Source organism: Janthinobacterium sp. NFX145 (genome assembly GCF_049810325.1).
Taxonomy (GTDB): domain Bacteria; phylum Pseudomonadota; class Gammaproteobacteria; order Burkholderiales; family Burkholderiaceae_D; genus Janthinobacterium; species Janthinobacterium rivuli.
This window is the reverse complement of sequence record NZ_CP187360.1, coordinates 5818628-5831890: the sequence shown is the minus strand read 5'-3', so window position 1 is coordinate 5831890 and position 13263 is coordinate 5818628. Positions and strand designations below refer to the sequence as shown.

Annotated in this window: 9 protein-coding genes; 4 read left to right on the top strand and 5 right to left on the bottom strand. The window is 64.6% G+C overall.

From position 1 onward, the window contains the following. Window positions 1-4 precede the first annotated feature (4 nt). A complete protein-coding gene (locus ACPJXG_RS26140; protein ID WP_425252769.1) occupies window positions 5-3229 on the top strand; it encodes a molybdopterin dinucleotide binding domain-containing protein in 3225 nt (1074 codons plus the stop codon). A gap of 34 nt (window positions 3230-3263) precedes the next feature. Here the strand turns inward: ACPJXG_RS26140 and ACPJXG_RS26135 are convergent, their stop codons facing one another. From ACPJXG_RS26135 to mutM, 5 genes are read right to left on the bottom strand one after another with little or no spacing between them, the layout of a single operon-like run. Next, window positions 3264-3878: a response regulator transcription factor gene (locus tag ACPJXG_RS26135; protein ID WP_425252768.1), complete on the bottom strand. Its 615-nt coding sequence runs from the start codon at window positions 3876-3878 to the stop codon at window positions 3264-3266. After that, window positions 3875-5695 (bottom strand): sensor histidine kinase, encoded by a 1821-nt coding sequence (locus ACPJXG_RS26130; protein WP_425252767.1) that lies wholly within the window; start codon window positions 5693-5695, stop codon window positions 3875-3877. Before ACPJXG_RS26130 ends, ACPJXG_RS26135 begins: the two co-directional genes overlap by 4 nt. Beyond that, window positions 5695-6870 carry an A/G-specific adenine glycosylase gene (mutY, locus tag ACPJXG_RS26125; protein WP_425252766.1) on the bottom strand — a complete coding sequence of 392 codons (1176 nt, stop codon included), beginning with the start codon at window positions 6868-6870 and terminating at the stop codon, window positions 5695-5697. The genes ACPJXG_RS26130 and mutY overlap by 1 nt, the downstream gene beginning before the upstream one ends. Before the next feature lie 23 nt (window positions 6871-6893). Beyond that, complete coding sequence (locus ACPJXG_RS26120; RefSeq protein WP_099401310.1) at window positions 6894-8795, bottom strand: dynamin family protein; 1902 nt, start codon at window positions 8793-8795, stop codon at window positions 6894-6896. Between the two features lie 21 nt (window positions 8796-8816). Beyond that, on the bottom strand, window positions 8817-9653 hold the full coding sequence (gene mutM, locus ACPJXG_RS26115; RefSeq protein WP_425252765.1) for a bifunctional DNA-formamidopyrimidine glycosylase/DNA-(apurinic or apyrimidinic site) lyase: 837 nt from the start codon (window positions 9651-9653) through the stop codon (window positions 8817-8819). Between the two features lie 167 nt (window positions 9654-9820). Between mutM and ACPJXG_RS26110 the strand changes: the two genes are divergently transcribed. From ACPJXG_RS26110 to ispE, 3 genes are all read left to right on the top strand, one after another. Next, window positions 9821-11608: a tetratricopeptide repeat protein gene (locus ACPJXG_RS26110; RefSeq protein WP_425252764.1), complete on the top strand. Its 1788-nt coding sequence runs from the start codon at window positions 9821-9823 to the stop codon at window positions 11606-11608. A gap of 78 nt (window positions 11609-11686) precedes the next feature. Then, window positions 11687-12325: an outer membrane lipoprotein LolB gene (locus ACPJXG_RS26105; RefSeq protein WP_425252763.1), complete on the top strand. Its 639-nt coding sequence runs from the start codon at window positions 11687-11689 to the stop codon at window positions 12323-12325. Continuing rightward, the gene (gene ispE, locus ACPJXG_RS26100; protein WP_425252762.1) at window positions 12322-13206 is read left to right on the top strand and encodes a 4-(cytidine 5'-diphospho)-2-C-methyl-D-erythritol kinase; all 885 of its coding nucleotides are present in this window, start codon (window positions 12322-12324) and stop codon (window positions 13204-13206) included. The genes ACPJXG_RS26105 and ispE overlap by 4 nt, the downstream gene beginning before the upstream one ends. The last annotated feature ends 57 nt before the right edge of the window (window positions 13207-13263 follow it).

The following is a 13263-nucleotide window of genomic DNA, read 5'->3' as shown; positions in this document are numbered from 1 at the left end:
AAAAATGAACGAACGCACAAACAACGACGACCGCAACGACGGCCCTGAAGACGAAAACGAAAAACGCCGCAAGCTGCTGCGCTACGGCGCCATTGGCGGCGGCCTGGCCGCCTTTGCCGCCAGCTTTTCCACCACGGCCGGCCGCATGGTCGACCACGCGCTGGGTAAAGATAAACCCGTGCAGAAACTGCACGGCAATTCCCTGCCGCCCGAGTTTTCCGTCGACACGGCCACGGGCAAGCTGACCGTCAATCCTGACCAGCAGGTCAGCTACACCATGTGCATGGGCTGCACCACGTTTTGCGGCGTGCGCGTGCGCCTGGATAAAAAAAGCGGCAAGGTGCTGCGCGTGGCGGGCAATCCCTACAGCCCCCTGTCGGCCGATCCGGCGCTGCCATATCAAACCTCGATCCGCGACAGCTTTGTCTCGCTGTCGCGCTTCCAGGAAAAGGGCTTGAAAGGCCGTTCGACGGCTTGCGGCCGCGGTAATGGCGTGCTGGAACAGATGGAGTCGCCATTCCGCGTGCTGGCGCCCATGAAGCGTGTGGGACCGCGTGGCGGCGGCCAGTGGGAGCCGATCGCTTTCGATCAATTGGTCAAGGAAGTGACGGAAGGCGGCGACCTGTTTGGCGAGGGCCACGTGCAGGGCTTGCGCGCCTTGCGCGAGCTGGAAAAACCGATCGATCCGGCGCAGCCGGAACTGGGCCCGCAAGTCAATCAGGTGGGCTTGATGTGCAGCACCGACGATGGCCGCCTGGCGTTCGGCACGCGCTTTTTCAAGCAGTCGTACGGCAGTCTGAACCTGGTCAACCACGGCTCGTATTGCGGCGGCGCCTACCGCAGCGGCTCGGGCGCCATGTTCGGCGACATGAAGAAAATGCCGCATGCGAAAGTGGACCTGGAAAACACGGAATTCTGCATTTTCGTCGGCACGGCGCCGGGCAATGCTGGCAACCCGTTCAAGCGCCAGGGCACCCTGATCGCCAAGGCCCGTTCCGGCAAGCGCGAATTCAGCTATGTCGTCGTCGACCCCGTGCTGACGAATGCGGACAGCCTGGCCGCGGGCGACCGCAGCCGCTGGGTGCCGATCAAACCGGGCACGGATGGCGCGCTGGCCATGGCCATGATCCGCTGGATCATCGAGCACGAACGCTATGACCGCAACTTCCTCGTGCAGCCGAATCTGAAGGTGGCGGAAGTGGCGGGCGAAGCCGCCTGGTGCAACGCCACGCACCTGATCATCAACGAAAAGGGGCACGCGCGCGATGGCCGCTACCTGCGCGCGTCGGACATCGGTGCGGTGGAACTGGCGGAAGAAGAGCGCTACAAGGATGGCGACGCCTACTGCGTGATCGACGCCGCCACGCAAGCCATCGTGCCGCACAATGCCGCCAAGGGAGAAGGGCGTTTGTTCTTCGACGGCCCGCTGGACGTGCTTGGCGCGCCGCTGCACCTGAAGACGGCCATGACGATGCTGAACGAGGAAGCGCAGCGCCACAGCATGGACGAATACTCGGCTGCCTGTGGCATCGGGCGCGACATCATCGAAGGCTTGGCGCAGGAACTGACCAGCCATGGCAAGCGCGCGGCCGTCAATGCGCACGGCGGCATGATGTCGGGCGCCGGGTTTTATAACGCGTATGCGCTGGTCATGCTCAATACCCTGATCGGCAATTTGAACCGCAAGGGCGGCACCCTCGTCAACGGCGGCAGCTTCAAGGATGCGGGACCCGGTCCGCGCTACAACCTCGAGAGTTTCGACGGCGAGATCAAGGCGGCCGGCATGCCGATAGGGCGCAATGTGCCGTATGAAAAAACGTCGGAATTCAAGCTGAAGAAAGAAGCGGGCAAGGCGTATCCGGCCAGGGCGCCGTGGTATCCGAATGCGCCCGCGCTGGCGACCGAATGGCTTACCAGCGCCATGAACGGCTATCCGTACACCTTGAAGGCGCTGATACTGTGGAGCTGCAATCCCGTCTACGGCATCACGGGCTTGCGCGCGCAGATCGGCAAGGAACTGGCCGATCCGAAGAAGATTCCCCTGATCGTCGCCATCGACCCCTTCATCAATGAAAGCTCGGCGTTTGCCGACTACCTGCTGCCCGATACCTTGTTGTATGAAAGCTGGGGCTGGGCCGGCGCTTGGGGCGGCATGCCCGTCAAAATGAGCACGGCACGCTGGCCCGTGGTCGAACCGCGCGTGCAAAAGACGCCGGACGGCCAGACCATCTGCATGGAATCGTTCTTCATCGCGCTGGCGAAAACGATGGCCTTGCCCGGCTTTGGCCCGGACGCATTGCAAGACATGGATGGCCAGCGCTTCCCCCTGCAGCGCGCGGAAGACTGGTATCTGCGCGGCGGCGCCAACATCGCCTGGCAAGGGAAAACGTCCGTGCCTGACGCCAGCGACGACGACATCGACCTGTCCGGCGTGGCGCGCATCCGCCCCGAACTGGAGCGCACCCTGAAGCCGGAAGAGTGGCGCAAGGTGGCCTTCATGCTGGCGCGGGGAGGCCGCTACCAGAGCTATGGCGAGATGTTCGGCCTGCGCCTGCCGCCGCCCGCGAATGCCAAGGCGCCGGCAGCTCCTGCACCCGTGATCGACGAGACGCCGTATCCGCAGGACTGGTCCACGCACCGCTATCTGAAGCCGATGATGCTGTACAACGAGGGTCTGGGCGTGAGCAAGAACAGCTTGAGCGGCAAACGCTTCCCCGGTACGCCCGCCTGGAGAGTCGCGGCGTTTGCCGACGGCACGCCCGTACGTAAAACCTATCCGGCCAGCGAATGGCCGTTCGAGTTGATCAGTTTTAAATCCGCGCTGCAAAACTCGTACAGCATCGGCGCGCGGCGCTTGCGCGGCATCCATCCCGACAACCCGGTCGCCGTGCATCCTGACGATGCGGCGCGCTTGAAGCTGCAAAATGGCGATGAAATTTACCTGGAGACGCCGGGCGGCAAGGCCAGGGCCACGGTGATGCTGCGCCATGGCGTGCAGCGCGGCGTGATCGCCATCGAACACGGTTTCGGCCACAAGGAGCACGGCGCGCGCGCCCACCGCATCGGCAAATCGCGTCAGCCCGACGAGCCGGCCATCGGCGCCGGCATCAACCTGAATGACCTGGGGCTGACGGACCCGAGCCGCGGCGACAAGAACGTGTTTGTCGATCCCGTCTCAGGCACGTCGGTGCGGCAGGGACTGCCGGCGCGGATTATCCCAAGGTCGTAACGGCTGGGGTCAGACCCGGCGGGTCTGACCCCGGTTAAATCTCTCCGCTGGCCATCAGCAGCCGGGCCACCTCGGCTGCTGAATGCAGGCCCAGTTTTTCCATCGTGTTATGGCGGTGCACCTGCACCGTCTTGTCGCTGATGCCCAGTTCGCGGGCGATGACTTTCGAGGCTTTGCCTTCGGCCATCAGCAGCGCCACTTCGCGCTCGCGCGCGGTGAGCCTGGCCAGTGCCGTTTGCGCCGTATTCGCGCTGGCGGCGCTGCGGCTTTCTGCCACGCTGCGGGCCACGGCGCGCGAGACGGCGTCCAGCAATACCTGATCCTTGCACGGCTTTTCCAGAAAATCGCAGGCACCGGCCTTCATCGTTTGCACGGCCATGGACAGGTCGCCGTGGCCGCTGAGGAAAATCACGGGCAGCGAGATCGCATGGCGCGACAACTCCTGCTGCAGCTCCAGCCCGCTCATCAAAGGCATGCGCACGTCGAGCAGCAAGCAGCCAGGTGCCTGGCCCTCGTAGCGCTGCAGGAAATCGCGCGCCGACTCGAACGTCTGCACTTGCCAGCCGGCCGAATCGAACAGATAGGCCAGCGAGCGGCGCATGGCGGCGTCGTCGTCGACGACAAAGATGATCGCATCGCTTTCACTCATGGTGTTTCCTCTTGTATTTCCTTGTGCGCTTCCATATGGCTATCTTCGGGCAGGCGGAACCAGACCGTCAAGCCCGGCGCATCCGCGTTGGCGTGCGCCGACAGGCTGCCGCCGAACGATTCGATGATGCTTTTGCTGAGGGACATGCCCAGGCCCAGGCCTTCGGCCTTGGTGGTGAAAAATGGTTCGAACAATCGCGCCATCTGCGCCGCATCGAGGCCGCAGCCGGCGTCGCGCACGGCCACCGTGCAGGCGCCGTTTTCACGGTGCAGCAGCACGCCGATGGGGTGTACGGGATTGTCGCTTTCCACCTGCGCATCGAGCGCATTTTTCAATAAATTGAGCAGCACCTGCTGCACTTGCTGCGGGTCGGCCAGCACGCGCGGCGCAAGCCTGGCGCTGTCGTGGCGCCAGTCTATCCTTGCCTGTGGATGGGCCGCGCGGAACAGCGATACGGCTTGCTCCACGGCGCCGGCCAGGGCAAAGGCGGTGCTGTGCGCGGGACGCTTTTGCGCCATGGCGCGGATGTGGCGGATGATGGCGCCCGCGCGCTCGCTTTGCGTGGCGATTTCCTGCGCGCCATCGAGCAGCGGCGCCGCGTCGAGACGGCCCGCCGTGATGCGGCGCGCCATGCCGCGCGCGAAATTGCCGATGGCCGCCAGTGGCTGGTTCAGTTCGTGCGCGATGGCGCTGGCCATCTCGCCCAAAATCGCCAGGCGCGCCGTGTGGTCGAGCGTGGCCTGGCGCTGGCGCGCCTGTTCTTCCAGCGCGCGCTGCTGGTGCTGGGCCGCGCGCAGTTGCTCCGTGCGCCGGCTGACCAGGTATTCCACGCGCACCGTGTGCACGGCCCAGGCCACGAGCAGGGCCAGCACCAGCAGCATCCAGCCCCAGTAGCGGCGCAGCGCCGTCTCGAACGTCAGCTTGTCCAGATAGGCGTAGGGGCCGATGTGCAAGTCGCGGAACAGTTCATCGACGATCTGGTAATCGCTGGGCACCGTCCAGCTATAGCCCTCTTCGGTGCGCGGCATGGCCAGCAGGGCCTGCGCCACTTTTTTTGCCAGCGCGGGCGGCGTCTGGCGCAGGGCGACGAAGGGCCAGTCCGGATACAGCCGCGACGAGCTGGCGCAGCGAAAGCCGGGTATCGGGCGCGTGGTGATCACGCGCAGTTCCTCGGCGCGCACTTCGCCGCGCGTCACCATCTGTTCGAGCAAACAGGTGCGCACGATGCCCGCATCCATGCGTCCCGCCCGCACGGCGTCGATGATCTGCTGCGAGGGAAAACCGCTGTAGCGCAGGCTGGCAAAATCGTGCGCGGGATCGATGCCCGCTTCGCGCAGTTCGCGCGCGGCGATCTGGTAGCCGCCAAAGGCGTCGGGCGCCACGGCCATCACGTTCTTGCCCGCCAGGTCGGCCAGGTCATGCAAGGGCGACGCGCTGCGCACGACGATGGCCGAGCCGATGGCCTGGCGCGGCGAGTCCGTCCACGGTGATTCCAGCGTGGCGATGCGGCTGGCGCCGTCGCTGTGTTCGAGCGCCACGTAATGGCCACTGCTGGTGATGGCAAAGGCGATCGCTTGCGACTGCACGGCGCGCGTCAGGCCCGCCTGGTCGTAGTCGGCCAGGATGAAACGGATGCCGGGAATGCTGGCCTGCAGGTGGCGTGTCACGTACGACCAGTCCTGCTGCACGGCGTCGCCGCCCTTGTAGGCGAGTACGCCTATTCTCACCTCTGGCACCTCTGGCACCTCCGGCAGCGCCGTGTCGGCATGCACTGGCGCGAGCAGGAGGGCCAGCGCCAGTAGGACAAGCCTGCGCACTAAAACATGCTGCGCTGCGCCGAACGCGCATCGCCGAACAGCTCCAGTAGCAGTTTCTTGATGGGGGCGGGCAGCGGCGCGTCCGCGATTTTCGCGCCGTCGTACCAGACGTGCGTCGCTTCCCCGGCCAGCGCCAGGCGGCGCGCCAGGGTGATGCGGCAGGGGACGATGTGCAGCTTGTAGTGCGTGAAGACGTGCACGATGGGCAGCAGCCGCTCCTGCGATTCGATCTCGCCGAACGGCGCCACGGCGCGCGCCAGCGCATCCTGGTCGACGTCGCGCGGACAGTCCTCGCCGGCCAGCACGTGGCCATCGAGTTCGGGCAGGGACAGCAAGCCGCCCCAGATGCCCGAGCCGGGACGCTGCTCCAGCAGCACCTGGCCGTCGTTGATGACGACGAGCATGACGGCGTGTTTTTCCGGGCTGGTTTTCTTCGGCTTGCGCACAGGTAAGTCTTTAACCCGATGGGTGGCGTAGGCCACGCAGCGCGGCTGCAAGGGGCAGCGGCCGCAATCGGGGCTGCTGCGCGTGCACAGGGTGGCGCCGAAGTCCATCAGGCCCTGTGTGTAGGCTTCGATGCCGGTTTCAGGCAGCAGCGCTTCGGCGCGGCGCCACATGGCTTCCTCGACCCGTTTTTCGCCCGGATAGGCATCGATGCCGAAGGTGCGCGCGAACACGCGCTTGACGTTGCCATCCATGATGGCCGCGCGCGTGCCGCTGGAAAACGCGGAGATAGCGGCCGCCGTCGAGCGGCCGATGCCGGGCAGGTCGGCCAGCAGGGCCGGGTCGCTGGGGAACACGCCGTCGTATTCGGCCACCACGCGCTGCGCGCACTTGTGCAGATTGCGCGCCCGCGTGTAGTAGCCAAGGCCGCTCCACTGCGCCATCACGTCTTCGACGGGCGCGCTAGCGAGGTCGCGCAGGGTGGGGAAGCGTTCGAGGAAGCGCGCGTAGTAGCCGAGCACGGCGGTGACCTGCGTTTGCTGCAGCATGATTTCGGACAGCCAGATCAGGTAGGCGTCGCGCGTGTTTTGCCATGGCAGCGCATGGCGGCCATGCTGCTTTTGCCAGGCGATGACGGTGGCGGAAAAAGTCGGGTCGACGTAATCTTCAAAAGCGTTTTCAAACTGAGTTGTGCCTGTGGCGGGCGAGAGCGGATGCAGCAAACGTTTCATGCAGGGTTCCAGTGTTCTGTTGTTTATGTTGCGCTGGCGGCGCGCAGGGCAGCGAGCAATTGCGCTAGCTGCGCCTTGTCGCGTTCGAGCGCCGCCAGGCTCGCTTCGAAGCCGGCGATTTTCTGTTCCAGGCTGCCCGTCGCGTCGTGGATGCGCTGGATCGAGGCAAAGCGCAGTTTCAGCTGTTCCTTGTACTCGACGATCTGCGCTTCGAGCGGTGCCATGATGACTTTCAGCCAGGCGCTGGCGTCGTCATTGGCGTTGGTGAAACTGCGGCGCACGCGCGAGGCGATGGTGTCGAAGAATTTTTCCATCAGCACGACGCGGCTGGTGGTGAGCAGGGTCGCCGTGCCGAACTGCTTATGGTAGACGGCTTCGATGTCGGCGATCTCCTGGCGGTAGCGGGCCAGCGAAAACGGCATCGGCAAGGCCAGCGCCAGGCCATGCTCGGAGGCGAATTTGCGGTACATCACGTTCATCATTTCCGTGATCTCGGCCGTCTTGCCTTCCGAGCGGTCCAGGTTGCTGGCGATGCGCTCGAAATACTGGCGCACGGCTTCGCGCAGGCCCGTGAAAAAGCGGCTGCGCTGCATGGCGGCGCGCACGCCGTCGATATCGTCGCGCACGATGTCCATGCCCAGGCTTGTGTACAGCTCCGTCGACAGGCGGGTAAACACGGCGCGCGTGGCCTGCAGTTTGAACAGGCTGCTGTCGAATTCCTTCTTCTCGATATCGATGCGCCGCATCATGTGCGCGATCACGCTCTGGTTCTTGCCGCGCAGGCTGTGCAGCTCGTGCAGCTGCTCGGCGATGCCGCGCGCGCGGGCCGCTGCCTGCACCTGCTGCGCCGCTTCGATGGCGTCCAGGTCGAACGCCAGCTGGCGCCGGATGATGTCCTTGCGCGCGGGGATCAGCTCCTCGAACAGGGCCGTCTCCAGCGCCTGCAAGCGGCTCTTTTCCAGCAGCGCCGCATCGTGGTTGATCTTGCCCACCAGGGCCTTTTGCGCCGAGACGGGAAACACCTGGCTCGCGTCCAGCGTCAACAGATGCGCCACGCTGGCTTGCTGGCGTTCGATCGCCTGCGCCACCTCGGCATCGCCGCGCAATTCGTCCCACATGCTGTCGATCTTGTTGAGCACCACCAGGCGCCCGGCGCCGGCGCCGATATGGTTGCGCCATACCTCGATGTCGCTGCGTGTGACGCCCGTGTCGGCCGCCAGAATGAACAGCACCGCGTGCGCATTCGGGATCAGGTTCAGTGTCAGTTCCGGTTCCGTGCCGATGGCGTTCAGGCCTGGCGTGTCGAGGATGACGAGGCCCTGTTTCAGCAGCGGATGGGGGAAGTTGATGATGGCGTGGCGCCACATGGAGATTTCCACCTGGCCGTCCTCGTCCAGCATGGCGGGGGCGTCCGCATCGTCGGCGTCGTACAGGCCGTAGCGTGCCGCTTCCTCGACGCTGACTTTTTTCGTCAGGCTGACCTGGCGGATGGCGTCCTGCATGTCGTCGCCCGCCTCGATGTTCAGGGGCAGGACGGTCCAGGCGGCGGGCAGGTCGCGGTAGTCGCTGGTCGACAGGTTTTGCGCGCGCGTCTCGATGGGAAGCAGCCGGATCGATGGCGGCCAGGCCGCGTCATACAGCAGTTCGGTGGGGCACATGGTGGTGCGGCCCGCGCCCGAGGGCAGAATGCGCTGGCCGTAGCCGGCAAAAAAGATGGCGTTGATCAGCTCGGATTTGCCGCGCGAAAATTCCGCCACGAAGGCGACGGATAAACGGTCGTCGAGCAGGCGGGAACCACAGCGCGCCAGGCGCAGCGCGGAGGCGCCGTCGACCAGGCCCGCCGCGCTGGCGGCTTGCCGGTATGCCTGCAAGGCGGCCTGCACGTCCTGCCGCCATGCGCTGTATTGTTCCAGGTCTCTGACCATCTGCTCCCCTTTACCCATGACTTACTTTTGACAGTTCACGCAGTAAAACGTGGAACGCTGTCCCTGCACGATCTGGCGGATAGGCGCGCCGCAGACGCGGCAGGGCTTGCCCGCGCGGTTGTACGTGAAATACGTCTGCTGGAAGTAGCCGGACTGGCCGTTCACGCCGATGAAGTCGCGCAGGGTGCTGCCGCCCTGCACGATGGCTTCGGCCAGCACGTCGCGGATCGCTTGCGCCAGTTTCTCATAGCGGGCCAGGCCGATGCGCCGGGCCGGCGTCTTCGGGTTGATCCCCGCGCGGAACAGGCTTTCGGAACAATAGATATTGCCCACGCCGACGACGATGTCGCCCGCCATCAGCACCTGCTTGATGTTGGTGCCCTTGTTGCGCGTTTTTTCGAACAGCAGCTGGCCCGTAAAGCCGCCTTCCAGCGGTTCCGTGCCGAGTCCCCGCAGCAGCGCGTGGCCGTCCAGCGGGCCATCGGCCTCGTCGTGCCACAGCACGGCGCCGAAGCGGCGCGGGTCCGTCATGCGCAGCACCTGGCTGCCCCCTTGCGCGTCTTCCACGACGAGGTCGAAATGGTCGTGTTTTTGCGCCTCCGTCCCCGGCGGCAGCACGCGCAAATGACCGGACATGCCCAGGTGGATGATCAGGGTGCCGTGGCGAAAGTGGATCAGCAGGTATTTGCCGCGCCGCGCCGTCAGGCCGATGGTTTGCCCGGACAATTGGTCGCCCAGGGCAGGGGGGAAGGGCCAGCGCAGGCCGTCGCGGCGCAGCACGACGGAGCGCACGGCGCGCCCTTCAAGGTGGGGCGCGACACCGCGCCGTGTGACTTCGACTTCTGGCAATTCTGGCATAGGGCTCGAATAGTGGAAAACCGGGTAAAAAACAGGCGGGTTGCCGGCCGATGGCTGGCCCGGACACGCTGCGCCGCCACGACATATATATTTCGTTACATACGTGAAGTACGCGATAGCCGCGTTGGGCGTAGAATCAAACTTTGCCGTTTAGCCAGGATCCGCCTTTGAAAAACGCTTTCGCCATTGTAACCTTGTCCGCCCTGATGGCCACGCATGCCATGGCACAGACGCCTGTCGCCCCTGCCGATGCCGCGGCCGGCCCCACTGCGGCCGCGCCCACCGCGCCGCAGGAGCCGGACACCTCCAAGGAGGGGGCCGGCGGCGACGGGCTGCCGAAGGTCGAATTGAGCAGCGACTTGCTGTACAAGCTTACCAAGGCTGAAATGGAATTCAAGAGCGGCCAGTGGCAAGGGCCGTACGTGACGATGATGGTGGCGGCGCAACAGACGCGCGATCCGCGCCTGGCGCGCCGTGCTTCCGAAATGGCGCTGGCCGCCAAGCAGGGCAGCGAAGCGCTGGCGGCCATCCGTCTGTGGCGCGAGCTGGCGCCCGAATCGGATGAGGCAACCCAGTTCTTCCTCGGCTTCGTCGTGTTGACGGACAAGATCGAAGAGGCGGAGCCGATTTTTGCCGAGCGCCTGGCCAATGCGCCAGGGGGCGCGCGCGGTGTGGCCCTGTTCCAGATGCAGCAGATCCTGTCGCGCTCGAATGACAAGCTGTTTGCGTATGCCATGCTTACGCGCCTGGTGCAGCCCTACCTGGACATGTTCGAAGCGCACCTGGTGCTGGCGCAGGGCGCCCTGTCGCTCGGCGAGCGTGAGCGCGCCATCCGTGAAGCGAACAAGGCGCTGGCCATCAAGCCGAATTCCGAACTGGCCGTGCTGACCCTGGCGCAGGTGACGGGCGAGCCGGAGGCGGCAAACAAGGTGCTGGCCGCTTTCCTGCAAAAGAATCCGGACGCCGTCGAAGTGCGCGGCGCGTACGCGCGCCTGCTGGTCGAACAAAAACAGCTGGAGCCGGCGCGCGACCAGTTCCTGCTGCTGCTGAAAAGCCAGCCCGATAACCTGGGCGGCCTGTATGCGCTCGGCATCGTGGCGCTGCAGCTGGAAGACACCAAGGGCGCGGAGCAGTACTTCAAGCGCTTCCTCGCCGTGCTCGACAAATCTCCTGGCGACGCGCGCGATCCGTTCAAGGCCCTGATGATACTGTCGCAGATCGCCGAGACGCGCGGCGACACGGCCGGCGCCATCGCCTGGCTGGACAAGGTCGACAACAGCGCATCAAGCGGTTATGTCGAGGCGCGCTTGCGCCGCGCCCAGCTGATCGCCCGTGGCGGCAATCTCGATGCGGCGCGCAAGGCGCTGACGGAAATCGAAACGGACGATCCGGCAAGCCAGGCGCAGGTGCTGCTGGTCGACGCGCAATTCCTGCGCGACGCCGGCTATGTGCAAAGCGCGTACACGGTGCTGGAAAACGCCTTGCTGCGCTTCCCCGACAATCCGGAACTGCTGTACGACTACGCCTTGCTGGCCGAGCGCCTGGATAAACTCGAGCTGATGGAAGCGAGCCTGCGCCGCGTGATGGCGCTGGCGCCCGACAACCAGCATGCCTACAACGCCCTCGGCTACTCGCTGGCGGAACGGGGCATCCGTCTGCCCGAAGCCCATGCACTGATCGAAAAAGCCTTGCAGATGGCGCCGGGCGACCCCTTCATCATGGACAGCATGGGCTGGGTGCAGTTCCGCATGGGCAACCTGGCCGCCGCGGAAAACGCGCTGCGCCGCGCCTATGCCGTGCGCAGCGATCCGGAAATCGCCGTCCACCTGGGCGAAGTCTTGTGGCAAAAGGGCGACAAGGCCGAAGCGCAAAAGCTGTGGCGCGAAGCGCAAGGCAAGGACCCGAAAAACGATGCGCTGAAAAGCACCCTGGCGCGCTTGAATGTCAGTTTGTAGCGCAATGTTGACTAAAATCAGGGGTCAGACCCGCCGGGTCTGACCCCAGCTTTACGCTGCTGGTTCTTTATAATTCCAATGTCAAAAAAACTCCTCCCCCTCACACTCGTCTGCCTGTCCCTCTCGGCCTGTTCGACCCTGACTTCCCCATTCTCGTCCGGCGCCGCGCCCTCCGGTAAAACCGTCGCTGCTTACCGCGAACAGGTCGAGCTGACGGGCCGCCTGAACGTCGTGTACCAGAAAGATGACAAGCCTGAATCGGCCACCGTCAATTTCAACTGGCAGCAGACGGCGCAGCGCACGGATGTGACCTTGTATTCGCCCGTCGGCAGCACCCTGGCGACGATCGCCGTCACGCCGCAGCAAGCCGTGTTGACGCAAAGCGGCAAGGCGCCGCGCAGCGCGCCCGATGTCGATACCCTGAGTGCGCAGATGCTGGGCTGGTCCTTGCCCGTGTCGGGCTTGCGCGACTGGCTGCAAGGCTATGCCGTGGGCGCCGATGGCAAGCGTTTCGCCGCTTCGCCGGCCAACGACAGCGTCACCACGAAAGACGGCTGGCGCCTGCGCTATGTGTCGTGGCAAGATGCGTCTGACAATACACCGGGCGCCTTGCCCCAACCGCGGCGTATCGATGCCGAACGCAATGCCAGCGCCCAGGCCGATGCCGTGTCGCTGCGCATCGTGCTCGATCCCGCCCCATCCGCTCAAGCACAATGACGTTGACTAACCTGAATAACTGCCCGGCGCCGGCCAAACTGAATTTATTTCTGCACGTCAACGGTCGCCGCGCCGATGGCTACCATCTGCTGCAGACGGTGTTCCAGTTGCTCGACCATGGCGACACCCTGCACTTCGCGCTGCGCGACGACACGGCGATCCACCGCGTGACGGAACTGGCCGGCGTGCCGCAAGAGCAGGACCTGATCATCCGCGCCGCGACACTGCTGCAGGCGGAAGTGTTGCGCCGCACGGGCGCCTTGCCGCGCGGCGTCGATATCGCCATCGACAAGGTGCTACCCATGGGCGGCGGCCTCGGTGGCGGTTCGTCCGATGCGGCCACGGCCCTGATGGCCTTGAACCGCCTGTGGCAGGCGGGTTTGACGCGCGAGGAATTGATGGCGCTGGGCTTGCCGCTGGGCGCCGACATCCCGTTTTTCATCTTTGGCGAAAATGCCTTTGCCGAAGGCGTGGGCGAAGCCCTGCAGCCCGTCGCCACGCCGGAATGCTGGTATGTGGTGATCGAGCCGGGCGTGCAAGTGCCGACCGCCGCAATTTTTTGCGCGGAAGGCTTGACGAGAAATACCGAACCCGTCACAATAGCGGACTTTTCCAGGTACCTCGCAGAAGGAAACGATGCGGGCGGGTTTGGTAAGAATGATTTACAGCAAGTGGCATGCAGTCTTTTCAAGCCGGTAGCAGATGCGGTAGAATGGCTGGGTGCTTACGGTGAGGCCAGGATGACTGGTTCCGGTGCTTGTGTGTTTAGTGCGTTTGATAGTCAGGAAGAAGCGGATGCGGTGCTCAGCAATGTGCCACCAGTCTGGATTGCCTGGAAGGCAAAAGCGCTGAATCACCACCCGATGCTCACGATGTTGTAGAGAGCAAAAAAAGATTTTGCTTAGCGTCAAATAGTCGGTATAATACTGGCCAACATG